We start from the raw sequence: 22637 nt of genomic DNA, 5'->3' as shown, positions 1-22637 counted from the left end.
GAGCGCTTGCCTGAATCGGATGGCCGCATGACCGACAGTTTCGTCACCCAGTGCCCACATTGCCAATCGCGCTTTCGCGTCAACCACGCTCAGTTGAGCGTGGCCCGCGGCGTGGTGCGTTGCGGCTCGTGCCTGCAAGTGTTCAACGCCGCCCGCCAGTTGCTGGAGCAACGGGCCCAGGCGTCTGCGCCGGAACCTGAAGCGCCGACACCCCCCGAACCGATTGGCGAAGCACCTCCCGAGCCACCACGGGCCATCAGCCAGAAACAGTGGACGGCCGAAGAGCTGGACCTGGATAACCTGGACAAGGAACTGGCCAAGCTGGAACGTCGCGAGATCCAACATACCCAGGCCTTGGGTGCGGAACGTCGCCAGCCAGGTGCCGACCGTCGGCAAAAGGAAGAGTCCTTCAGCGCCAGCCGCGATACGGTCAAGGCCGAGGAAGAAAAGTGGGCGGCCAGCCTGTTCAGTGAGCCACCCCAAGAGCGCGCCCAGGCACCAGAAGAAGAGCCCGAGCCGGTTAAGGCACCTGCGTCCAAACAGCGCACCGAACCGTCCATGTCGGCCCACGTCGACGAACTCGATGACGCACCAGCTCTGCACGCCACTACCGTGGATGACGACCTCGACCCGCCGCTGATACCCACCCGCGACGAGCACGATGAACCTGAACCCGAAGACCGCGCACAGCCGCGCCGCAAGCGCGCGCGAACGGAGGCTGGTGTACACGACGAGTTACTCCAGGACCTGGAAGACGACCCCCTGCACCTGTATGCGCAGAAGCGTCCGTCAAGCTGGGGTCGCCGTCTGGTCTGGATATTGTTGGTGGTACTCGCCGCTGCCGGTCTGGCCGGCCAGTACATCGCCTACCAATTCGACGACCTGGCCCGCCAGGACGCCTACCGTCCCTGGTTCCAGGCGTTATGCCCGAAACTGGGGTGCACCGTGCCATCGCGGGTCGACATTACTCACATAAAGAGCAGCAATCTGGTGGTGCGCAGCCACCCCGAATTCGCCGGGGCGCTGGTGGTCGATGCCATCATCTATAACCGTGCGACCTTCTCCCAGCCCTTCCCGCTGCTGGAGTTGCGCTTTGCGGACTTGAACGGCAGCCTGATTGCCAGTCGTCGCTTCAAGCCCGCCGAATACCTCAGCGGCGAGTTGGCTGGCGTCAGCGAAATGCCCTCGCAGACGCCTATCCACATCTCCCTGGACATTCTTGATCCGGGCAATAGAGCCGTGAACTACAGCCTGAGCTTCCACTCGCCCGAGTAAAACGGCGTGCCCACCGAGGTTTGACGGCGGATTATTGACTTGACCGCCGTCAACCAAACCGATGGCGATAAAAAAGTAACTGTTCAGATTTTATCCAATTCAGCCTTTAACCAGTCATCGAGAGCGGGTATCATGCCAACCCTTTTTCGAACTCTAATGATCCGGCCCCACAACAGGGAAGTCCTATGTCGGCGGTACGCATCGGCCCATACACATTGCAAAACGGCTTGATCCTCGCCCCGATGGCGGGTGTCACCGACCAGCCCTTTCGTCAGCTGTGCAAGCGTTTGGGCGCGGGTCTAGTAGTCTCTGAAATGGTTACCAGCGACATGAGTCTGTGGAACACCCGCAAGTCGCGGATGCGCATGATCCACGAAGGTGATCCCGAGCCACGCTCGGTGCAGATCGCCGGGGGCGATGCGCAGATGCTGGCGGATGCCGCACGGGCCAATGTGGAGCTGGGTGCACAGATCATCGACATCAACATGGGCTGCCCGGCCAAGAAGGTTTGCAACAAGGCCGCCGGTTCCGCACTGTTGAAAGATGAGCAGTTGGTCGCCGAGATCCTGCAGGCCGTTGTCGGCGCAGTGGATGTACCGGTGACCCTGAAGATTCGTACCGGTTGGGACCGGGACAACAAGAATGGCCTGACGGTGGCGAAGATCGCTGAACAGGCAGGCATTACAGCGCTGGCGGTGCATGGCCGTACCCGCGCCGACCTTTATACCGGTGAAGCCGAGTACGACACCATTGCCGCGATCAAGCAGGCCGTGTCGATGCCCGTCTTTGCCAATGGCGACATCGACAGTGCCGAGAAAGCCCGGCGCGTGCTGCACTCGACCGGTGCCGATGGCTTGTTGATTGGCCGGGCCGCCCAGGGGCGGCCGTGGATTTTTCGTGAAATCGAGCATTTCCTGCGTACCGGTGAAGTCTTGCCGGCACCAGAGTTGGTCGAGGTGGAACGTATTCTGCTAGAGCATCTGGCCGCCCTGCACGCCTTTTATGGGGACGTGATGGGAGTACGCATTGCTCGCAAGCATGTCGGCTGGTATCTCGCCACCTTGCCGGGCGCCAAGGAATTCCGCGCTCAGTTCAATCGTTTGGATGAAACGCAGGCACAGGTCGCCACCGTTCGTGAGTTCTTCGCCGGACGCGACAAGAGCCTGGGAACAGGGGATGGAGAAGGGGTGGCCGCATGACGATGATGACCGAGACTTTAGTGAGTGGAACAACACCCGTGAGCGACAACGTCAATTTGAAACAGCACCTCAACACGCCCAGCGAAGAAGGCCAGACCCTTCGCGGGAGTGTCGAGAAGGCGCTGCACAATTATTTCGCCCACCTTGAGGGCGCTTCCGTCACGGATGTGTACAACCTGGTGCTCTCCGAAGTCGAGGCGCCCTTGCTCGAAAGCGTGATGAACTACGTCAAGGGCAACCAGACCAAAGCCAGTGAGCTGCTGGGCCTCAACCGTGGCACCTTGCGCAAAAAGCTCAAGCAGTACGATTTGCTGTAAGCATTCAATCAAACCAGAAAGGCGCCCGCGTAAAACCGGTCGCCTTTTTTGCTGACTTCCTTTGCTTTTGATGGAAATTGAGATGACCGACCAGACCACCCGCCTGCCGATCCGCCGTGCCTTGATCAGTGTTTCCGACAAGACCGGGATCCTTGAATTTGCCCGGGAGCTGGAAGCCCTGGGTGTGGAAATCCTCTCCACGGGCGGGACCTTCAAACTGCTGCAGGACAACGGCGTGGCCGCAGTAGAAGTCGCGGACTACACCGGTTTCGCAGAAATGATGGACGGTCGCGTCAAGACCCTGCACCCGAAAATCCACGGCGGCATCCTCGGCCGTCGCGGCATCGACGACGCCATCATGACCGAGCACGGCATCAAGCCGATCGACCTGGTGGCCGTTAACCTCTACCCGTTCGAAGCCACCATCAACAAGCCAGGCTGCGACCTGCCGACCGCCATCGAAAACATCGATATCGGCGGCCCGACCATGGTGCGCTCGGCGGCCAAGAACCATAAGGACGTGGCCATCGTGGTCAATGCCAGCGACTACGCCAACGTCCTGGAAAACCTCAAGGCCGGTGGCCTGACCTACGCCCAGCGCTTCGACCTGATGCTCAAGGCGTTCGAACACACCGCCGCCTATGACGGCATGATCGCCAACTACATGGGCACCGTGAACCAAGCGGCTGACACCCTGAGCACAGAAGGTCGCAGCCAGTTCCCGCGCACCTTCAACAGCCAGTTCATCAAGGCCCAGGAAATGCGCTACGGCGAGAACCCGCACCAGAGTGCGGCGTTCTACGTGGAAGCCAAGCCGGCCGAAGTGGGCATCGCCACCGCCACTCAACTGCAAGGCAAAGAACTCTCCTACAACAACGTGGCCGACACTGACGCCGCGCTGGAATGCGTAAAGAGCTTCGTCAAGCCGGCCTGCGTGATCGTCAAGCACGCCAACCCGTGCGGCGTGGCAGTCAGCCCGGACGCTGAAGGCGGTATCCGCCAGGCGTACGAACTGGCCTACGCCACCGACACCGAATCCGCATTCGGCGGCATCATTGCCTTCAACCGCGAACTGGATGCCGAGACCGCCAAGGCCATCGTCGAGCGTCAGTTCGTCGAAGTGATCATCGCCCCAAGCGTCAGCGAAGAAGCCCGCGCCATCGTCGCCGCCAAAACCAACGTGCGCCTGCTGGCCTGTGGCGAGTGGTCGGCAGACCGCGCCGCGGCCTGGGACTACAAGCGCGTCAATGGCGGCCTGCTGGTACAGAGCCGCGACATCGGCATGATCGGCAGCGATGACCTGAAAGTCGTGACCAAGCGCGCGCCGACCGAGCAAGAGATCAACGACCTGATCTTCGCCTGGAAAGTGGCCAAATACGTCAAGTCCAACGCCATCGTCTACGCCAAGAACCGCCAGACCATCGGTGTCGGCGCTGGCCAGATGAGTCGCGTGAACTCGGCACGTATCGCCGCGATCAAGGCTGAACATGCCGGTTTGCAGGTGGTGGGCTCGGTGATGGCTTCCGATGCGTTCTTCCCGTTCCGTGACGGCCTGGACAACGCCGCGAAAGCAGGCGTGACCGCCGTGATCCAACCAGGCGGTTCGATGCGTGATGCAGAAGTCATCGCCGCTGCTGATGAAGCTGGCATTGCGATGGTCTTCACCGGCATGCGCCACTTCCGCCACTGATTGATCGTTCCCACGCTCCGCGTGGGAACGCAGCCAGGGACGCTCCGCGTCCCTCGGACGCAGAGCGTCCGTAGAGGCATTCCCACGCAGAGCGTGGGAACGATCATCCTAACGAGGTTTTTGAAATGAATGTTTTGATCATTGGCAGCGGTGGCCGTGAACACGCCCTGGCCTGGAAAGTAGCCCAGGACCCACGCGTGCAGAAAGTCTTCGTTGCTCCTGGCAACGCCGGCACCGCCATCGAAGCCAAGTGTGAAAACGTCGCCATCGACGTGCTGGCCCTGGAGCAGTTGGCAGATTTTGCCGAGAAGAATGTTTCCCTGACCATCGTCGGCCCGGAAGTGCCACTGGTAGCAGGCGTCGTCGATCTGTTCCGCAGCCGTGGCCTGGATTGCTTTGGCCCTACCGCTGGCGCCGCCCAGCTGGAAGGCTCGAAAGCCTTTACCAAGGACTTCCTGGCTCGCCACAAGATCCCGACGGCCGACTACCAGAACTTCACCGAGATCGAACCGGCCCTGGCTTACCTGCGTGAGAAAGGCGCACCGATCGTGATCAAGGCCGATGGCCTGGCTGCCGGCAAAGGCGTGATCGTCGCCATGACCCTGCAGGAAGCCGAAGACGCCGTGCGCGACATGCTCGCCGGCAATGCCTTTGGTGACGCCGGTTCACGCGTAGTCATCGAGGAGTTCCTCGACGGCGAGGAAGCCAGTTTTATCGTGATGGTCGACGGCAAGAACGTATTGCCGATGGCCACCAGCCAGGACCACAAGCGCGTCGGCAACGGCGACAGTGGCCCGAACACCGGCGGCATGGGTGCCTACTCCCCGGCGCCCGTTGTCACCGCCGACGTCCACCAGCGCGTCATGGACCTGGTGATCTGGCCAACCGTGCGCGGCATGGCGGATGAAGGCAACGTGTACACCGGTTTCCTCTATGCCGGCCTGATGATCGACAAAGCCGGTAACCCCAAAGTCATCGAGTTCAACTGCCGCTTCGGCGATCCGGAAACCCAACCGGTGATGCTGCGCCTGCAATCGAGCCTGGTGCTGCTGGTGGAAGCCGCCCTCGCCCAGGCCCTGGACAAGGTCGAAGCGCAGTGGGACCCACGACCTAGCGTTGGGATTGTGCTGGCGGCCGGTGGCTACCCTGCCGACTACGCCAAGGGCGATGTGATCGAAGGCCTCGACGCCGCCGCTGCGCTGGAAGGCAAGGTGTTCCATGCAGGCACCGCGCTCAAGGACGGCAAAGTTGTAACCGCCGGTGGCCGCGTGTTGTGCGCCACCGCGATGGGTGCCAGTGTCGATGCCGCGCAACAACAGGCATACAAACTGGCGGCGAAAATCGACTGGAAGGGCTGCTTCTACCGCACCGACATTGGCTACCGTGCCATTGCCCGCGAACGCGGTGAGAACAACTGAGCAGCTACACTTGCAGTAGCTATCCGTTCGGTTAGGTAAGGGCCTTTGGCCCTTGCCGTACCCTGTTGCCCCGCGCATAGTTAACCCGTGCATCCACCTACCGAAGGGATTTCGCCGTGCGCTGGCTCAGGATCGCCATAGGTTTCACAATCAGTCTGCTGACCCTGCTCTGCTTGCTACCGGCCCAGGCCGCTGCGCAAGGCAGTGGCTGGGCAGTATTGCTTGATGAACAGGCCGACCTGCAACTGAGCGATATCCGTTCCGCCCGCTATACCAATCAATTCAGCCCCATCGAACTGGACCGGATCACCGCCGCGCAGCCGGACGGTGCGTTGTGGGTGCGTTTCAGGTTGCAGCCCGGCAAGCACGAACAAGTGCTACGGGTGTTCGCCCCGGACCTCTCCAGCCTGAGCCTGTATGTGCTGGACGGCGACACCCTGGTGGAGCAACAAACCACCGGCACACGCCAACCCCAGGCTGAGCGCTCGTTGCCCAGCAGTGACTTCATGCTGCCGATGCCTCAGAGCCAACGGCCACTGGAGGTATACCTGCGCCTGGTCTCGGAACACGAGCTGCGCCCTTACATCACCCTGGAACCAGCGGTGCTGGCCGCCGCCAACCAGAACCAGACGCTGATCTACGGCCTGCTGTTCGGCGTGCTGTCGATGCTGATCCTGCACAACCTCACGCGCTTCGCCTACCACCGCTCGCGCAGCAGCCTGTGGCTGGCCGCGTGCGAGTTCCTGTTGATGCTCAGCCTGGCGCTGTTGCTCAACCTGGTGGGGCCATGGCTGCCGAACTGGCACGCAATCCAGACCCCCGGTGCCTACCTGGCCCTGCTGCTGACCGCACCCTGTGGGCTGATGTTCGCCTACCGCTTCTTCATGCCCCTGGGCCCGCACCCGCTGAACAAAGTGTTGATGGCCGACATCCTGCTGATCATCCTGTGCGGCCTGCTCCTGTTGTTCGTCAACACCTTGCCGCTGAACATCATCACCTATGCCCTGGTCGCGCTGGCGGGCCTGAGCATGCTGTTTGTCTCGGCCTATCACTGGCAAAAAGGCTACCGCCCGGCGCGCTTGTTCGTGGCGGCCATGGTGGTATTCAACATCGGCACGTTGATCATTCTGCCCGCACTGCTCGGCCTTACCCTGGTGGCGCCACAGGGGCTGATCGTCACCCTGTTGAGCTTTATCTGCCTCAGTGGCCTGCTGATGAGCCTGGCCCTCGGCGAGCGCCAGCGCGCCATTGTCGAAACCCGTTTCAGCCTGAGCCGCGACCTGGCGGCCAGCAATGCCGAAATCGCCGCCAAAGCCGAGTTCCTGGCGAAGATCAGCCACGAAATCCGCACGCCCATGAACGGTGTGCTGGGCATGACCGAGTTGCTGCTGGGCACGCCGTTGTCGGTGAAGCAACGCGACTATGTGCAGACCATCCACAGCGCCGGTAATGAGTTGCTCACCCTGATCAACGAGATTCTCGACATTTCCAAGCTCGAATCCGGGCAGATCGAACTCGATGATGTGCAGTTCGATCTCAATGCATTGATCGACGACTGCCTGAGCATCTTCCGCGCCAAGGCCGAGCAACAGAATGTCGAGCTGATCAGCTTCATCCAACCCCAGGTACCACGAGTGATCAGCGGTGACCCGACGCGACTGCGCCAGGCTTTACTGAGCCTTCTGGAAAACGCCCTGCACAAAACCGATGAAGGCGAAGTGCTGATCGTTGTCGCCCTGGATGAGCGCAGCACCAAGCCACGCCTGCGCATTGCCGTGCAAGACAGCGGCGTGCCCATGGAAGCTGCCGAACGCGACGCCCTGTTGCACAGCGAACTGCACAGCAAGAACTTCCTTTCGGCGACGCGCTTGAGCGGCCACTTGGGCTTGGTCATCGCACGCCAGCTGATCTTGTTGATGAACGGCGAGTTCGGCGTCAAGAGTGGGAGCCACCAGGGCAGTACCCTGTGGCTGACCCTGCCGCTGGACCCGGAACGCCTGGAACACCCGACCAGCGACCTCGACGGCCCGCTCAAGGACGCCCGTGTGCTGGTGGTGGACGACAACGACACCTGCCGCAAAGTCCTGGTGCAACAATGCACGGCCTGGGGCCTGAACGTCAGCGCCGTGCCTTCGGGCAAGGAGGCCCTGGCGCTGCTGCGCACCAAGGCGCACCTGCGTGATTATTTCGACGTGGTACTGCTGGACCAGAACATGCCCGGCATGACCGGCATGCAACTGGCGGCGAAAATCAAGGAAGACCCGAGCCTGAACCACGACATCCTGCTGATCATGCTCACCGGAATCAGTAACGCACCGAGCAAGATCATTGCGCGCAACTGCGGGATCAAGCGCATCCTCGCCAAACCGGTGGCTGGCTACACCCTCAAGACCACCCTGGCCGATGAACTGGCCCAGCGCAGCAAAGGCGCCCCCGTGGCACGCCCGGCCCCCAGCGCACCGGCAGCCATGACCGTGCCCAGCGATTTCCGCATCCTGGTAGCCGAAGACAACAGCATCTCCACCAAAGTGATTCGTGGCATGCTCGGCAAGCTCAATCTCGACCCGGACACCGCCAGCAACGGCGAAGAAGCGCTGCAAGCGATGAAAGCCCAGCGCTATGACCTGGTATTGATGGACTGCGAAATGCCGATTCTCGATGGCTTCTCCGCCACACAGCAACTGCGGGCATGGGAAGTCAGCCACCAACGCGTGCGCACGCCAGTGGTGGCGCTCACCGCGCATATCCTGTCGGAACACAAAGAACGCGCACGCCAGGCAGGCATGGACGGGCATATGGCCAAGCCGGTGGAACTGTCGCAGTTGCGCGAGCTGGTGGACTACTGGGTCGCGCAGCGCCAACAGCGCCCTGAGCACAGCACCCTTTCCTGATGATCGTTCCCACGCTCCGCGTGGGAATGCCGCCCGGGACGCTCCGCGTCCTGCTTGAACGCGACGCAGAGCGTCACTGGATGCATTCCCACGCAGAGCGTGGGAACGATCACACCCACCACTATCGCAGGCAAGCCAGCTCTCACATTTGATCTGTGTCGGATAGACTCCTCCACACTTTCCCCGCCCGCGAGCCGCCCCCATGCTCCATGTGTTATTCAGCGTTTACCTGAAGATACTGGTGCTCTACAGCCCGTGATGATCGTTCCCACGCTCCGCGTGGGAATGCCGCCCGGGACGCTCCGCGTCCTGCTTGAACGCGACGCAGGGCGTCACTGGATGTATTCCCACGCAGAGCGTGGGAACGATCACACCCACCGCTATCGCAGGCAAGCCAGCTCCCACATTTGATCTGTGTCGGATAGACTCCTCCACACTTTCCCCGCCCGCGAGCCGCCCTCATGCTCCATGTGTTATTCAGCGTTTACCTGAAGATGCTGGTGCTCTACAGCCCGTTCTTTGTGCTGTCCTGCTTTATCAGCCTGACCCGTGGCTACTCCAGCAAGGAGCGTCGGCGCCTGGCGTGGAAAGTTGCACTGGCCACCCTGGTATCGAGCGTGCTGCTCTACCTGTTTGGCCGGGTGATTTTCAGTGTGTTCGGCATTACCGTCGACGCGTTCCGTATCGGCGCCGGCAGCGTGTTGTTTATCTCCGCCCTGGGCATGGCCCAGGGCAAGTCGGCGGTACAGACCGACAACGTGCAGCAGGACGTGACCATCGTGCCGCTGACCATCCCTCTCACCGTCGGCCCCGGCACCATCGGCGCCTTGCTGGTGATGGGCGTCAGCCAACCACACTGGGACGACAAGCTTACCGCCATCCTCAGTATTGCCCTGGCCAGCCTGACGGTAGGCGTGGTGCTGTACCTGTCCAACCGTATCGAACGCATTCTCGGCGACCAGGGCTTGCAGATTGTCAGCCGGTTGATGGGCCTGTTCGTCTGCGCCCTGGCCGCGCAAATCATTTTTACCGGGGTACGCGGCTACCTGGTGCCCTAGATCCGGTATTTGGCGATAGCCATTTCCACTTTGTCACCGGCGCTTTCGCGCATCAGTTGGATGGTTTTCTCGTTGACCATAGAGGTATTGAGCACCAGGCAAGTCTGCCCGCTGAAGGCCTCGAACGAGGAGCTATCCCACTCCAGGAAGGGCAGGCCCACCTGTTTATCCACACCATGGGTGCTGTAGGTCACCAGCACCATGATCAACTCGCCGTCTGTTTCAGCGCAGGAGGCCAGGCCGAAATCGCCGCCCTCATGCACCGCGCAATTGCGCTTGAACAGCTCGAAAGACGCTGGCTGACGCTTCAATGCATCCAGCGCATCGGCGGCCAGCTTGGGCAAGGCGCTAAGCAGTGGCCCGAACAGCGCCGTCGACGTCAGCATCGAGGCGATGATATTCAGCGCCGCCAGTTGCACCGTCAGGCCCTTGCCCGCACGCGAGACCCGTTCAAAGCGACTGCGCAGCGGCAGCCACCCCAGGCTGACCATTACCTTGATAAATTCCTCGTACCACGCCTCGCTGCCCCGCTGGACGTTCAGCACATCGCTCACATAACTGCTGGCCAGCAGATAGCTTTTGCGTACGTATTCGCGGTTCAACGCCGACAAGCCTTCGGCAAATGAAATCACCCCGTTGTTGACCACGGCCGCATTGCAATCATCGTCGCTATCCAGCGCGCAAGCGGCCTGCCTGGCAGGTGCGCCCGGCAATTTGTAGGCGGCAATCAACTTGCGCCTTTTTTTACTGTTGATCCTTCTGTGACGTCGCTCCATTTTCTGTTCTCCACAAGCACCCCACATGGGGCTTGCTTCCACCCTAGTCCAGGGAGCAGCGGGGTTTCCATGCGATAAACATCCCTTGGACTGCCCCGCCCAAAACCAGCGTCCAGCAATGACAAGGCGCGGCGGGCAGGCGTGCGGTTTTCATCGCATAAAAAAGAAAAAGCTCCGAACAACGCCAGGGGAATCCCTGGGTTATCCGGAGCTTTCCGGCGGCCAACGGGGCTGTTTTCAGGAGCTGGGTTTGTCGCCATACCAACGTGGTGTGTACACCCACTCGCCGCCACCCGCGCGCGGGAACACACAGGTGGTGGATGAACCGATCAGCACCATGGTGCGCATGTCCACCTGCTCGGGCGTCAGTTGCCCCAAGGTAGTGACGCGCAGCGTCTGGCCTGGACGACCGATGTCACGGCCCAGCACCACCGGCGTCTGCGGCGTGCGATGCAGCGCGACGATCTCCAGGGCGCGCCCCAGTTGCCAAGGCCGCGACCTGGAGATCGGGTTGTAGAACGCCAAGGCCAGGTCGGCCTGGGAAGCCAGGTCCAGGCGTTTTTCGATGATCGCCCAGGGCTTGAGATTATCCGACAGCGACATCACACAGAAGTCATGCCCCAGCGGCGCGCCCGCCTGGGCAGCGGTGGCCAGCGAAGCGGAAACCCCCGGCAGGATTTCCAGGTCGACCTGATGCCAGGCCGGCTCGCTGGACTCGTGCAGCGCCTCGATCACCGCTGCGGCCATGGCGAATACACCCGGGTCACCAGAGGACACCACCACCACCGAGCGGCCTTGCGCGGCTAGCTCGAAGGCGTGGCGGGCGCGCTGCATTTCTTCGCGGTTGTCAGTGCAGTGTTGCACTTGGTCGTCCCGGAACGGCCCGGCCATGCGCACGTAGGTTTCATACCCCAGCACATCGGTGCAACGCGCCAGTTCCGCCTTCACCGCCGGCACCATCAATTCAGCAGCGCCGGGGCCCAGGCCAATCACCGCCAGACGCCCGCGGGGGCGCCCAACCTGTGACAGATCCAAGGGCTGCTCGGCCACGGTGATACTGATGTCCGCAACGGGTTCCAGTACGGCAAAACGCAGCGGTACACCCAAGGCCGACGCGGCTTCATGCAAGGACGCGTCAGCCATCTGCAGGTCGCTGGCCAGCAGGCAGGCCAGGGATTGCACGGCCACGCCAGCCTCCTGCAACGCCGAGCGCACACGCTCGGCCAACTGCGCACCCGGCCGGCAGGTGGCGTAGACATTCTGCGGGTAAATCAGCAACTCGTTGGCTGCCGGTGTGCGCTCGGCACTGCCCACATGAATCGCCAGGCGCGCCTGTTGATCCTGAGGCAGGTTAGCGTCCTCCAGCCATGGCGCCGCGCCTTCAATGCGCACGCTTTCGCCGGCCAGAAGGTCGCAGACAAAGCGTTTGCCCAGCTCGATGTCGGCCAGTTGATAGCCCGCCGGCGGGTTGAGCAGGCAGGTGCCAAAACGCAACTCGCCGCTGGTGGTGATGGCGGCGGACACGCCGAGCGCTGCCGCAATATCGCGCGCCATGAGGTTCACGCCCCCCAGGCCACCGAGCAACGGCACCACAGCGCTGCCGTCTTCAGCCACGGCCAGCACGGCGGGTTCTTCACCCTTTTCCAGCAGCAACGGTGCCAGGGTGCGAATCACAATGCCCGCGGCGCACAGGGCAATTAGTGGCGTGCCCTGCTGATAGAGCTGACGCAAGGTCGCGCCGAATTCGCTGTAGGTACGGTCTGCCCCCTCAACCCGTGTGGCCAAACCGTGGATCAACGCGCCGGGGTAAACCTGTTGGAGCTTGCGCGCAGTCGCCAGGCTGCCTTGACCCAGAATCACAATCGCCGGGGTCATCAACCTTGCCACCGTTCACCGGGCACGATGATCAGTGAGAAATACGGCGACGACATCGGCTCCACCTGATCCAGCGACACGATCTTCTGGTTGGCCATGGTCGCGCGTTCCACGTACAACGCCCGCTCGGCCAGACCCAGCTCTTCCAACACCTGGCGCACTTTCGGGAAGTTGCGCCCCAGCTTCATGATCACTGCGGCATCGGCATCGGCCAGGCGGCGCTTGAGATCCTCATGGGGCAATACGCCCGAGAGCACCGACAAGCTCTGATTGCGATACACCAACGGCGCGCCGAGTACCGAGGCACCACCGAGCATCGAGCACACACCTGGAATCACCTGGGCCTCGTAGCGCTCGGCCAGGCGGTCATGCAGGTACATGTAGGAGCCGTAGAAAAACGGGTCACCTTCGCAGATCACCGCCACGTCGCGGCCCGCGTCCAGGTGAGCGGCCACGTCGAGGCTGGCATTGTCGTAGAAGTCGCTGATCACCTGCTCGTAGGACAGCGGCGCCGGCAGCACTTCGGTGGTCACCGGGTACACCAGCGGCATCAGGGTCTGTTGCGGCACCAGGTGGTCCTCGATAATGCCGAAGGCGTTGCCCTTCTTGCCTTTGGCCACGAAGTACGCCACCACCGGCGATTCACGCAGCAGGCGCAGGGCTTTGAGGGTAATCAGTTCCGGATCACCGGGGCCGACGCCCAGGCCGATCAAACGTCCGCGCACCTGCATTATTCGACCTCCGTGGCCAGGGCATTGACGGCGGCGGCAGCCATGGCGCTGCCGCCCAGGCGACCTTGCATGATCACGAACGGCACCCCACGACTATCAGCAGCGAGCATGGCCTTGGATTCGGCGGCGCCGACAAAGCCCACCGGAAAACCCAGGATCAACGCCGGCTTCGGCGCACCGGCATCGAGCATTTCCAACAGATAGAACAACGCGGTCGGCGCGTTGCCGATCACCACCACACTGCCTTCCAGATGCGGGCGCCACAGTTCAAGGGCGGCGGCGGAACGGGTATTGCCCAGTTCCCGCGCCAGCTCCGGCACGCTGTCGTCGCGCAGGGTGCAGATCACTGGGTTATTGGCTGGCAGGCGCGCGCGGGTCACGCCTTCGGAGACCATCCGCGCATCGCACAGAATCGGCGCGCCAGCGGCCAGCGCATCGCGCCCGGCCTTGCCCGCACCTTCGGAGAATTGCAGACCGTCGATGGCCTCGACCATGCCGCACGCATGGATCACCCGCACCGCGAGTTTTTCCAAATCGGCCGGGATGCGGTCCAACTTGGCTTCCGCGCGAATAATGGCGAAGGAGTTGCGATAGATCTCCTGACCGTCGCGGATGTAATCAATCATCGGTGTTGCTCCGTGGACGAGCGCGCAACAGGGCGCCCGCCGCTTCAATGGAAAGAGTGCGCGCGTGAAGCCGGCCAAAACCAGGCTGGGTTGCATCGCAAAAATAGAGGTCGTAGTGGCCGGGGCTCACCGCCAGCAAGGTGACTGGCGCGGTGTGCGCGGCAGCGCAGGAGCGCAGGCAGCCGGACAGATGCACCTCAACGCCCGGTTGCAGAGCGGCCAGTTGCACGGCGTCGGCCTTGGTGTCGGCCAAGCCTTTTGCGCAGCCGCTGGAACCGGTGCAGGCAATCATGCGCGCCAGCGGGTGGCCGAGCGAGCAGATAAAGCCCAGTTGCGCCAGGCGCTCGGTCACGGCGTGAGGCTTTTCGACGTTGGGCACCAGCACGCCTTGCCAAGGGGTGAAGCGCAAGGTGCCGTCCCCATAGTCACTGGCCAGTTGTGCGGCGCCCTTGAGCATCGCCGGGTTCAGGCGGCCCAATGGCGCGAGGGCGGCGACGTAGAACTGATTCTTTTGCACTTGTGGATAAGTGCCCACCTGGAGCGACGCGTCGCTGGGCGGGCGTATGAAGCCGTCGGCTGGCAGCAACGGCAAGCGCAAATGGTTCAGCACGTTATCCACAGACAAATGGCGCATGCGCGTTTGTTCTGGGGTGGCGAGGTCCAGAAACGCTTCCAGCACGGCCACGACCAACCCATGCCCCTGGTTCAAAGGCACGGCGGCCAGGGGCGCATCCAGGCCCGGACAGCCGGCCAGGCCGAACGCGAGCAGGGTTTCGCCATGGCGTACGAAGGCCGACAACCACAGGTCGTGGTGATGCTCGAGCATCGCCAGGTCTTCGCCGCCATCGAGTTGCACCGCGAACTTGGCCGACAGTTCATGGAAACGCGGATGGTTCTCCAGGGTGGCGAGGATCTGCGCGGCCAGCGGGCGGGTGTCGAACAGCATCTGCGGGTCAATGCCAGCGCTGGGGCTGAGCATCAGGTTGCGCACGTCGTCACCGCCCGCGTTGCTGGGGCCCAGGCCCGCCGCCAGTAGTCGGGCGATCAACGCCTCCTGCTCGGCGCCGATGCCGCGGATCTGCAGGTTGGCGCGGTTGGTCGCCTCAATCACCCCGCCCGCATACGCCTGGGCCGCGTCCGCCAAGGCGTGGGCCTGGGCGGCAGTGATCGCGCCGCCCGCCAATTTGACTCGGCAAATGCCACCGTCCAACGCCTGGACAATACGCAGCAACCCCGGACAAGCCGAGGGGCGCAAGGTATTCACAGCGGGCGTTGGGATCACGGGGCTACCGGTTGACGGGTAAAGGCGCGGTATTATGCCTGCTTTGTCCGGCGGCATGAAAAGCCTGCCCGTCGGATGTCGTTCAAGGAATTGATATGTCGCCCTGGCTGACGGTTGTAGGCATCGGTGAAGACGGCTTCAAAGGCCTGGGCAGAAATGCCCGGCATGCCCTGTTGCGCGCCACGCGGATTATAGGCGGCCAACGCCAGTTGGACCTGTTGCCGGTGTGTATTCGTGGCGAACGCCAAGTGTGGCCGAGCCCGTTTTCCCTGGAGCCAGTGTTGTCGCGGCGCGGGGAGCCCGTGTGCGTTCTGGCCAGTGGCGATCCGATGTTCTATGGCGTCGGCGCCAGCCTGGCGCGGCAAGTGCCAGCTGAAGAGTTGTTGATTTTGCCCGCGCCATCGTCGGTATCCCTGGCGGCGGCGCGCCTGGGCTGGCCGTTGCAGGAGGTGGTGACGTTATCCGTGGTGGCCCGTCCGGTGGCGGCACTTAATGCGCATCTGGCCAGTGGCGTGCGCTTATTGGTGTTGAGCAATGACGGCAACAGCCCCGCGTTGATTGCGGCGTTGTTGGCCGAGCGCGGCTTTGGCCCCAGTCGGATAACTGTGTTTGAACACTTGGGCGGCCCGGCTGAGCGGCGTATCGACGGGCATGCGCAAGCGTGGGAGCCCACGGCGGTTGCCGATTTGAACCTGATCGCCATCGACTGCCTGGCGGATGCGAACGCACCGCGTCTGTCGCGCCTTGCAGGCTTGCCCGACGCAGCTTTCAAGCACGACGGCCAACTGACCAAACGCGATGTGCGCGCCATGACCCTCGCCCGCCTCGCGCCCATGCCGGGCGAACTGTTATGGGACGTAGGCGCGGGCAGTGGCTCCATCGGTATTGAATGGATGCGCACCCATCCCAGCTGTCGCGCCTTCGCGATCGAAGCCGACGCAGGCCGACAAAGCCTGATCGAACACAACCGCGACGCCCTCGGCGTGCCCGGCCTGCAACTGATTCGCGGCAAGGCGCCGGAGGCGTTAAGCGGCCTGGAAACGCCGGACGCCATCTTTATCGGCGGCGGCGTCACCCGCGACGGCGTGCTCGACACCTGCTGGCAACACCTGCGCCCCGGTGGCCGCCTGGTTGCCAATGCCGTGACCCTGCAAAGCGAAATGACCTTGATGAACTGGCGCGCCGAGCATGGCGGTGAACTGACCCGCATCCACGTGGCCCAGGCGCAGCCCCTGGGCGAGTTCGATACCTGGCGCCAGGCGCTGCCGATCACGTTGCTGGAAGTGATCAAGCCGCTATGAAAAGGATTCTATTACTGGGCGGGGTCACGGAAGCGCTGGCCATCGCCCGTACCTTGGGGCCGGAACACGTCTACAGCCTGGCCGGTGTGGGCCGCGTACCAACCGACCTGAACTGCAAGGTTCGTGTCGGGGGTTACGGAGGCGCTGAAGGGTTAGCGCAGTTTATTCGTGACGAACGTATCAGCCTGATCATTGACGCCACCCATCCGTATGCAGCGCAGATCAGCCAAAACGCGGCCCAAGCGGCGCAATTGAGCGATGTGCCTTGCTGGGCATTGCGACGCCCAGCCTGGCAGCCGCAGCCGGGGGAAGATTGGCGAGAGGTCGCCGACTGGGCCGAACTGGTCGAAGCGCTCAAACCCTTCAAACGCCCGCTGTTCACCTTGGGTCGCGAACCCTTGCAGCACCTCGACGAAATCCCCGCCGATCAGTTCTGGACCTTGCGCGCGCTGGATGTGTATCCCGGCAACGAGCGCTGTGAGGTGATCGGCGCACGCGGGCCGTTTTTGATCGAGGATGAACGGACGTTATTCGAAGAACGGCGGATTGATGTGCTGATCAGCAAGAACAGCGGCAGCACCGCCACCGAGCCGAAGCTGGAAGTGGCGCGTGAACGTGGGGTGCCGGTGTTGGTGTTGAAGCGGCCGGTGTTGGCTGCCGTAGATCGAGAGTTCACAGCAGTGCCGGCGTTGCTACAAGCAATCACTCTTTTCTAAACACCACCTATCCAATGTGGGAGCGGGCTTGCTCGCTCCCACACTTTGGAATTGCGTTATCAAATGACGGTAGTAGATCAGCCAGCCAAGGCGCTAGCTCAATCAACTGCGCAACCATTGGCTGGAAAAAGCCCTATACCTGACTTGATCGTTCCCACGCTCCGCGTGGGAATGCATCCTGTGATGCTCCGCGTCACGGCTTTAAAAGCGGACGCAGAGCGTCCAACGCGGCATTCCCACGCAGAGCGTGGGAACGATCAGCCCGCCTGGTGCGCCGCGTCCTTTCTGCAAAATTGGCAAGCGGCCGTTCTCGTCTATCCTCAAACCCAACACTGCGACACCAAACCACACCCGCCCTTTTTACTTATCCCCCCCGATCAGGCTAAATACCCGCCTGATCGTTTAACCCTACGGATTATCCGCCATGGCCCGTCAACGCTTTGCAATTGCCTGGATCGCCTGCCTTGCAGTGCTGTTCAATGCGTTTGCCATGCCGTTGGCCAGTGCAATGCAGCAGACCGATGACCCGGTCAAGCGTCTGATGTGGGGCGGGTTCTGTTCGTCCAATGGCGCGAGCCTCAAGGCGATTGCCCTGGGCAAGCTGGAAATTCCCGCACCGCCGGACGATCACTCCGCCATGCAGCATTGCTGGTGTTGCTCGGGTTCTGCGCCGTTGGTGGCGTTGCCGGGGCATGTGCCGCAGTTGTATGTGACGCGCTTCGAGGCGGTGCAGAACTTGCCGCCGCGCTTATTGCGCAATCCAACCCCGCGCCAGCAATGGCCGAGCCTTAACCCCCGCGCTTCTCCAACGGTCTGATCTTCTTCGCAAGTGAACTGCGTTTAGAACCGTTCTGGAGAACTGCCATGCTTAAATCTTCCCTGCTTCTGGCTGCGTTGCTGCTGCCGGTGTTCAGTGCTGCCAATGCCGAAGACTACAAGGCCGGCGATTTGCTGGTGAGCGACCCCTGGTCTCAGGAGTTGCCACCGAATGCGCCTACCGTCGCCGCCTACTTTGTAATTCATAACACCGGGGCGGCCCCGGATCGCCTGCTCAGCGTTGAAACCAGCGTTGCCGAAAAAGCCGAGCTGCATGAGCACGTGATGCAAGGCGATTTGATGAAGATGCAACAAGTGCCCAGCGTCGCCGTACCGGCCAAGGGTGAACTGACCTTCGCGCCGATGGCCTATCACGTCATGCTGCTTGGCCTCAAAGACCGCAGCCTGCTGGCCGACGGCAAGCAATTCCCGCTGACCCTGACCTTCGAAAAAGCCGGCAAGGTCGAGGTGCAAGTGTCGGTGCACAAAGCGCCGCCAATGGCCGGCCACGAGCACATGCACGCCCAGTAAGCCAACCTCGATGGGCGCCCCTCGCGCCAGGTTGTCTCCCCACCGCCGCCTGATGCGCGGCAGTTGGATCAGCCTGTTCGCCATGCTGATGATTTTTATCGGTCCGCTGATTTCCCAAGCGATGCCGATGGATCATCACGCCAGCATGTCCATGACCATGGACATGCCCAACTGCCATGGTGAACCTGCGCAGCACAGCAAAGCCCCCGACGAGCATCATGTTCTCTGGGAAAAATGCGGCTATTGCAGCCTGCTGTTCAGTTGCCCGGCCCTGCCCGGCAGCGTCTCCTACGCAACCCTCGGCACCCCGCCGCCCGCCAACGCCCTCACCCCCGCCACGCGCCTGGGCCATGCCCGGCAGAGCATCTTCCCCGGAGCCCGCAGCCGCGCGCCGCCCATCGTTTCGTAAGCCCTTCACCGCGTTACTTCACCCCGGCCGACTTTAGACAGACAGCCGCAGGCTGCTGGCCGTGTTGTTTACGATTGATTGATGGAATTTGTCATGTCCAGGTTTTCTGCTGACACCCGCTTGGGAAGTACTGCCCTGCTCACCGCCTTATGCGGCGCACTATTGGCTGCCCACGCTCACGCCGACGAGCATGAGCTGAGCCCCACCGTCATCACCGCGATCGCCCCCAGCTCACCGCTGACCGTGGTCACCAACCCCAAAGACCCTCGCCAACCGGTGCCCGCCAGCGATGGCGGCGACTACCTCAAGACCATCCCCGGCTTCGCCCTGGTGCGCAACGGCGGCACCAACGGCGACCCGGTGCTGCGCGGCATGTTCGGCTCGCGTCTGAATATCCTCACCAACGGCGGCATGATGCTCGGCGCCTGCCCGGGCCGCATGGATGCGCCAACTTCGTATATTTCGCCGGAAACCTACGACAAGCTCACCGTGATCAAAGGCCCGCAAACCGTGCTCTGGGGCCCGGGCGCGTCAGCGGGCACCATCCTGTTCGACCGTGAACCCGAGCAGTTCGGCGAGCTGGGCACGCGGGTCAACGCCAGCGTATTGGCCGGTTCCAACGGGCGTTTCGACAAGGTCATCGATGCTGCTGCCGGCGGCCCATTGGGCTATGTGCGCGTGATCGGCAACCAGGCCCACGCCGACGATTACAAGGACGGCAACAACGACACCGTCGCCTCGCGCTATGACAAGTGGAACGGTGACGTGGCTGTGGGCTTCACGCCCGACGCCGACACCCTGCTGGAACTCACCGCCGGGCGTGGCGATGGTGAAGCGCGCTACGCCGGTCGCGGCATGGACGGCTCGCAGTTCCTGCGCGAAAGCCTGGGGCTGCGTTTCGAGAAATCCAATATCGGCGAGGTGCTGGATAAGGTCGAGGCCCAGGTCTACTACAACTACGCCGACCATGTGATGGACAACTACAGCCTGCGTGTCCCTTCGGGCACCGGCATGATGGCGGGCCCCATGGCGTCCAACGTCGACCGCCGCACCCTTGGCGCACGCATCAAGGCGACCTGGCGCTGGGCGGATGTGCAATTGATCAGCGGCCTGGATGCGCAGACCAATGAACACCGTGCGCGCAGCAGCATGGGCATCGACACGTATAAGGATTTGCCGCGCAACAAGGACGCCAATTTCCACAACTACGGTGTGTTCGGCGAACTGACCTGGTACGCCGCCGACAACGATCGCCTGATCACCGGCGCACGCCTGGACCGCGCCTCGGCCAAGGACTTCCGTCAACGCACCGGCTCGGGAATGATGTCGCGCCCGAACCCGACTGCCGGCGACACCCGCGCCGATACATTGCCCTCGGGCTTTGTGCGTTATGAGCACGACCTGGCGGACAGCCCCACCACGCTGTATGCCGGCCTGGGCCACGCGGAACGTTTCCCCGATTACTGGGAACTGTTTTCCCCCAACACCGGCGCGGCCGGTTCGGTGAATGCCTTCGACGGCGTGAAGCCCGAGAAAACCACCCAGCTCGACTTCGGTGCCCAGTACAAGAGCGCCGACCTGGAAGCCTGGGTGTCGGGCTATGTCGGCCAGGTGCGCGACTTCATCCTGTTCGACTACAGGCCCGGCATGATGGGCACCACCTCCCAGGCGCGCAATGTGGACGCACGTATCATGGGCGGCGAAGTGGGCGCAGCGTACAAGCTGAGCCAACACTGGAAAGCCGACGCCAGCCTCGCCTATGCCTGGGGCAAGAACAGCAGCGACGGCAAGGCCCTGCCACAAATGCCACCGCTGGACACGCGCCTGGGCCTGACCTACAGCGAAGACGATTGGAGCGCTGGTGCGTTGTGGAGGGTGGTCGCGGCGCAACACCGTATCGATCCAAACAAAGGCAACGTGGTCGGCAAGGACTACGACAAGAGTGGCGGCTTCGGCGTGTTCTCGCTGAACGCGGCATACCGCGTCAACAAGCACTTCAAGGTCAGCACCGGGGTCGACAACCTGTTCGGCAAGGCTTATGCCGAGCATCTGAATCTGGCCGGTAACGCAGGCTTCGGTTACCCAGCCAACGACCCGCAGGCCATCAAGGAGCCGGGCCGTACGCTCTGGACCAAGGTGGACATGAGCTTCTAAAAGCATCGCAGGCAAGCCTGCGCCCACAGGTGGAATACATTCCAATGTGGGAGCTGGCTTGCCTGCGATGACGGTGTAACAGACCAAGAAAAATCAAAAGCCTTATGCGGAGCACCCGATGACCACACAAAAAATTCCCTTCTACAACCTGGCCTGGCGCTGGCACTTTTACGCCGGCCTCTTCGTCGCCCCCTTCATGGTGCTGCTGGCCCTCACCGGCATCATCTACCTGTTCAAACCCCAGCTCGACCCGCTGATGTACGGCCACCTGCTCACCGTGCCCGCCGCCGAACACGCGCTGAGCGCCGACGAGCAACTGCAGCGCGTCCAGGCCGCCTACCCCCACGCCGCGATCAGCAAATACCTGCCCCCTGCCGACGCCACTCGCAGCGCGCAGTTCGTGATGCGCAACGATGCCCACGAGGTGACGGTGTTCATCGACCCCTATCGCGGTACCGTCCTCGGTGAGCAGGACGCAAACAACAACCTGCAAGCCATCGTCCGCGCCCTGCACGGCGAACTGATGATCGGCACCGTCGGCGATCGCCTGATCGAACTCGCCGCCGGCTGGGGCGTGATGCTGGTGGTGTCCGGCCTGTACCTGTGGTGGCCGCGGGGCAAGTCATCTGCAGGCATTCTGTGGCCTCGCTTCAATACCCGTGGTCGGGTGTTCTGGCGTGACCTGCACGCTGTCGCCGGCTTCTGGGGCGCGGCGTTCCTGCTGGTGATGCTGCTCAGCGGCATGACCTGGACCGGGTTCTGGGGCAAGCAATACGCCGACCTGTGGAACACCTTCCCAGCCGCGATGTGGAACAGCGTGCCGCAGTCCGACCAGCAGGCCCGTGTGCTCAACACCGCCACCCAGCAGACCGTGCCCTGGGCCCTGGAAAACACGCCGATGCCAATGTCCGGCGACCACGCCGAGCATATGAATCACGGCGCAATGCACGCAGGCCCGGCCGCACCCACGGTGCGTCTGCAACAGGTGGTCGACCTGGCCAACGCACGCAAGGTCGAGCCCGGCTACAGCATTACCTTCCCCACCACCGCCACTGGTGTATTCACCGTCGCGGTGTTCGCCGACGACCCGCGCAACGACGCCACCCTGCACGTGGACCAGTACACCGGCAAGGTCCTGGCCGATGTACGTTGGGATCATTACAACCTGGTCGCACGCGCCACCGAAACCGGCGTGATGCTGCACGAGGGCAAGATGTTCGGCTGGGTCAACCAACTGATCGTGCTGGTGATCTGCCTGATGATTCTGCTCAGCGCGGTCAGCGGCGTGGTGATCTGGTGGAAGCGCCGGCCACAAGGCGGGCTGGGTGTGCCGCCGCTGCGCCATGACCTGCCCAAGTGGAAAACCGCGATGGCGATCATGCTCGGGCTGGCGATCATTTTCCCGTTGGTAGGGGCTTCGTTGGTCCTGGTGTGGGCGCTGGATCGCTTGTTGCTGTCACGCATCAGCGCAACCGCCTGAAGCATTGTCGCGCAACGCCCTCTTTTGAAGCCTGCCGTGCACTCAACGGCCTCCGTGGCGCCAACCTGGTGCGCCACGGAGCGGCTTTACCT

General features: G+C 62.6%; 19 protein-coding genes. 14 read left to right on the top strand and 5 right to left on the bottom strand.

What is annotated here, in order from left to right:
* Nucleotides 1-27 precede the first annotated feature (27 nt).
* The 7 genes from ACTJLA_RS19895 to ACTJLA_RS19865 all read left to right on the top strand — a co-directional run bounded on the left by ACTJLA_RS19895 (nucleotide 28) and on the right by ACTJLA_RS19865 (nucleotide 9848).
* Nucleotides 28-1275 carry a DUF3426 domain-containing protein gene (locus ACTJLA_RS19895; protein ID WP_181124985.1) on the top strand — a complete coding sequence of 416 codons (1248 nt, stop codon included), beginning with the start codon at nucleotides 28-30 and terminating at the stop codon, nucleotides 1273-1275.
* A 185-nt stretch (nucleotides 1276-1460) separates the two neighbouring features.
* Nucleotides 1461-2474, top strand: coding sequence for a tRNA dihydrouridine synthase DusB (dusB, locus tag ACTJLA_RS19890; RefSeq protein WP_314551759.1), 1014 nt, complete (start codon nucleotides 1461-1463; stop codon nucleotides 2472-2474).
* Nucleotides 2471-2791 carry a DNA-binding transcriptional regulator Fis gene (fis, locus tag ACTJLA_RS19885; protein ID WP_002555375.1) on the top strand — a complete coding sequence of 107 codons (321 nt, stop codon included), beginning with the start codon at nucleotides 2471-2473 and terminating at the stop codon, nucleotides 2789-2791. The genes dusB and fis overlap by 4 nt, the downstream gene beginning before the upstream one ends.
* Nucleotides 2792-2873: 82 nt before the next feature.
* Nucleotides 2874-4481 carry a bifunctional phosphoribosylaminoimidazolecarboxamide formyltransferase/IMP cyclohydrolase gene (gene purH / locus ACTJLA_RS19880; protein ID WP_313044431.1) on the top strand — a complete coding sequence of 536 codons (1608 nt, stop codon included), beginning with the start codon at nucleotides 2874-2876 and terminating at the stop codon, nucleotides 4479-4481.
* A 125-nt stretch (nucleotides 4482-4606) separates the two neighbouring features.
* Nucleotides 4607-5899 (top strand): phosphoribosylamine--glycine ligase, encoded by a 1293-nt coding sequence (gene purD, locus ACTJLA_RS19875; RefSeq protein WP_014716727.1) that lies wholly within the window; start codon nucleotides 4607-4609, stop codon nucleotides 5897-5899.
* 116 nt (nucleotides 5900-6015) lie between these two features.
* Nucleotides 6016-8790 carry a hybrid sensor histidine kinase/response regulator gene (locus ACTJLA_RS19870; protein WP_034126413.1) on the top strand — a complete coding sequence of 925 codons (2775 nt, stop codon included), beginning with the start codon at nucleotides 6016-6018 and terminating at the stop codon, nucleotides 8788-8790.
* A gap of 461 nt (nucleotides 8791-9251) precedes the next feature.
* Nucleotides 9252-9848, top strand: coding sequence for a MarC family protein (locus ACTJLA_RS19865; RefSeq protein WP_003171467.1), 597 nt, complete (start codon nucleotides 9252-9254; stop codon nucleotides 9846-9848).
* On the opposite strand, the gene ACTJLA_RS19860 is transcribed toward ACTJLA_RS19865, so the two are convergent.
* From ACTJLA_RS19860 to cobG, 5 genes are all read right to left on the bottom strand, one after another.
* Complete coding sequence (locus ACTJLA_RS19860; protein WP_054918794.1) at nucleotides 9845-10624, bottom strand: hypothetical protein; 780 nt, start codon at nucleotides 10622-10624, stop codon at nucleotides 9845-9847. The two genes, ACTJLA_RS19865 and ACTJLA_RS19860, sit on opposite strands and share 4 nt — an antisense overlap.
* 237 nt (nucleotides 10625-10861) lie before the next feature.
* Nucleotides 10862-12499 (bottom strand): precorrin-3B C(17)-methyltransferase, encoded by a 1638-nt coding sequence (cobJ, locus tag ACTJLA_RS19855; RefSeq protein ID WP_314546083.1) that lies wholly within the window; start codon nucleotides 12497-12499, stop codon nucleotides 10862-10864.
* Nucleotides 12499-13230 carry a precorrin-2 C(20)-methyltransferase gene (locus ACTJLA_RS19850; RefSeq protein ID WP_054896393.1) on the bottom strand — a complete coding sequence of 244 codons (732 nt, stop codon included), beginning with the start codon at nucleotides 13228-13230 and terminating at the stop codon, nucleotides 12499-12501. The genes cobJ and ACTJLA_RS19850 overlap by 1 nt, the downstream gene beginning before the upstream one ends.
* The gene (locus tag ACTJLA_RS19845; protein WP_034126410.1) at nucleotides 13230-13856 is read right to left on the bottom strand and encodes a precorrin-8X methylmutase; all 627 of its coding nucleotides are present in this window, start codon (nucleotides 13854-13856) and stop codon (nucleotides 13230-13232) included. The genes ACTJLA_RS19850 and ACTJLA_RS19845 overlap by 1 nt, the downstream gene beginning before the upstream one ends.
* Nucleotides 13849-15195: a precorrin-3B synthase gene (gene cobG / locus ACTJLA_RS19840; protein WP_314546076.1), complete on the bottom strand. Its 1347-nt coding sequence runs from the start codon at nucleotides 15193-15195 to the stop codon at nucleotides 13849-13851. Before cobG ends, ACTJLA_RS19845 begins: the two co-directional genes overlap by 8 nt.
* 38 nt (nucleotides 15196-15233) lie before the next feature.
* Between cobG and cbiE the strand changes: the two genes are divergently transcribed.
* From cbiE to ACTJLA_RS19805, 7 genes are all read left to right on the top strand, one after another.
* Nucleotides 15234-16439: a precorrin-6y C5,15-methyltransferase (decarboxylating) subunit CbiE gene (gene cbiE / locus ACTJLA_RS19835; RefSeq protein WP_089042142.1), complete on the top strand. Its 1206-nt coding sequence runs from the start codon at nucleotides 15234-15236 to the stop codon at nucleotides 16437-16439.
* A complete protein-coding gene (locus tag ACTJLA_RS19830; RefSeq protein WP_314546072.1) occupies nucleotides 16436-17155 on the top strand; it encodes a cobalt-precorrin-6A reductase in 720 nt (239 codons plus the stop codon). The genes cbiE and ACTJLA_RS19830 overlap by 4 nt, the downstream gene beginning before the upstream one ends.
* Nucleotides 17156-17579: 424 nt before the next feature.
* Nucleotides 17580-17972: a DUF2946 domain-containing protein gene (locus ACTJLA_RS19825; protein ID WP_034126406.1), complete on the top strand. Its 393-nt coding sequence runs from the start codon at nucleotides 17580-17582 to the stop codon at nucleotides 17970-17972.
* 47 nt (nucleotides 17973-18019) lie between these two features.
* Nucleotides 18020-18502, top strand: a complete 483-nt coding sequence (locus ACTJLA_RS19820) for a copper chaperone PCu(A)C (protein WP_054918811.1) — start codon at nucleotides 18020-18022, stop codon at nucleotides 18500-18502.
* A gap of 10 nt (nucleotides 18503-18512) precedes the next feature.
* Nucleotides 18513-18911: a DUF2946 domain-containing protein gene (locus ACTJLA_RS19815; protein ID WP_127880437.1), complete on the top strand. Its 399-nt coding sequence runs from the start codon at nucleotides 18513-18515 to the stop codon at nucleotides 18909-18911.
* Nucleotides 18912-19004: 93 nt separating this feature from the next.
* Nucleotides 19005-21065: a TonB-dependent copper receptor gene (locus tag ACTJLA_RS19810; protein ID WP_054896386.1), complete on the top strand. Its 2061-nt coding sequence runs from the start codon at nucleotides 19005-19007 to the stop codon at nucleotides 21063-21065.
* A gap of 118 nt (nucleotides 21066-21183) precedes the next feature.
* A complete protein-coding gene (locus ACTJLA_RS19805; RefSeq protein WP_205548046.1) occupies nucleotides 21184-22545 on the top strand; it encodes a PepSY-associated TM helix domain-containing protein in 1362 nt (453 codons plus the stop codon).
* The last annotated feature ends 92 nt before the right edge of the window (nucleotides 22546-22637 follow it).

The organism is Pseudomonas sp. 22072 (assembly GCF_052046095.1).
Classification (GTDB): Bacteria; Pseudomonadota; Gammaproteobacteria; order Pseudomonadales; family Pseudomonadaceae; genus Aquipseudomonas; species Aquipseudomonas paracarnis.
This window is presented reverse-complemented; position numbering and strand designations above follow the sequence as displayed.

What these genes read in the sequence shown, in the direction of transcription:
- ACTJLA_RS19805 (WP_205548046.1), top strand. Translation starts at nt 21,184, where the DNA reads ATGACCACACAAAAAATTCCCTTCTACAACCTGGCCTGGCGCTGGCAC.
- ACTJLA_RS19845 (WP_034126410.1), bottom strand. Translation starts at nt 13,856, where the DNA reads ATGATTGATTACATCCGCGACGGTCAGGAGATCTATCGCAACTCCTTC.
- ACTJLA_RS19860 (WP_054918794.1), bottom strand. Translation starts at nt 10,624, where the DNA reads ATGGAGCGACGTCACAGAAGGATCAACAGTAAAAAAAGGCGCAAGTTG.
- cbiE (WP_089042142.1), top strand. Translation starts at nt 15,234, where the DNA reads ATGTCGCCCTGGCTGACGGTTGTAGGCATCGGTGAAGACGGCTTCAAA.
- ACTJLA_RS19850 (WP_054896393.1), bottom strand. Translation starts at nt 13,230, where the DNA reads ATGCAGGTGCGCGGACGTTTGATCGGCCTGGGCGTCGGCCCCGGTGAT.
- fis (WP_002555375.1), top strand. Translation starts at nt 2,471, where the DNA reads ATGACGATGATGACCGAGACTTTAGTGAGTGGAACAACACCCGTGAGC.
- purH (WP_313044431.1), top strand. Translation starts at nt 2,874, where the DNA reads ATGACCGACCAGACCACCCGCCTGCCGATCCGCCGTGCCTTGATCAGT.
- ACTJLA_RS19825 (WP_034126406.1), top strand. Translation starts at nt 17,580, where the DNA reads ATGGCCCGTCAACGCTTTGCAATTGCCTGGATCGCCTGCCTTGCAGTG.
- ACTJLA_RS19830 (WP_314546072.1), top strand. Translation starts at nt 16,436, where the DNA reads ATGAAAAGGATTCTATTACTGGGCGGGGTCACGGAAGCGCTGGCCATC.
- ACTJLA_RS19865 (WP_003171467.1), top strand. Translation starts at nt 9,252, where the DNA reads ATGCTCCATGTGTTATTCAGCGTTTACCTGAAGATGCTGGTGCTCTAC.
- ACTJLA_RS19815 (WP_127880437.1), top strand. Translation starts at nt 18,513, where the DNA reads ATGGGCGCCCCTCGCGCCAGGTTGTCTCCCCACCGCCGCCTGATGCGC.
- purD (WP_014716727.1), top strand. Translation starts at nt 4,607, where the DNA reads ATGAATGTTTTGATCATTGGCAGCGGTGGCCGTGAACACGCCCTGGCC.
- dusB (WP_314551759.1), top strand. Translation starts at nt 1,461, where the DNA reads ATGTCGGCGGTACGCATCGGCCCATACACATTGCAAAACGGCTTGATC.
- cobG (WP_314546076.1), bottom strand. Translation starts at nt 15,195, where the DNA reads ATGCCGCCGGACAAAGCAGGCATAATACCGCGCCTTTACCCGTCAACC.
- ACTJLA_RS19820 (WP_054918811.1), top strand. Translation starts at nt 18,020, where the DNA reads ATGCTTAAATCTTCCCTGCTTCTGGCTGCGTTGCTGCTGCCGGTGTTC.
- ACTJLA_RS19810 (WP_054896386.1), top strand. Translation starts at nt 19,005, where the DNA reads ATGTCCAGGTTTTCTGCTGACACCCGCTTGGGAAGTACTGCCCTGCTC.
- cobJ (WP_314546083.1), bottom strand. Translation starts at nt 12,499, where the DNA reads ATGACCCCGGCGATTGTGATTCTGGGTCAAGGCAGCCTGGCGACTGCG.
- ACTJLA_RS19895 (WP_181124985.1), top strand. Translation starts at nt 28, where the DNA reads ATGACCGACAGTTTCGTCACCCAGTGCCCACATTGCCAATCGCGCTTT.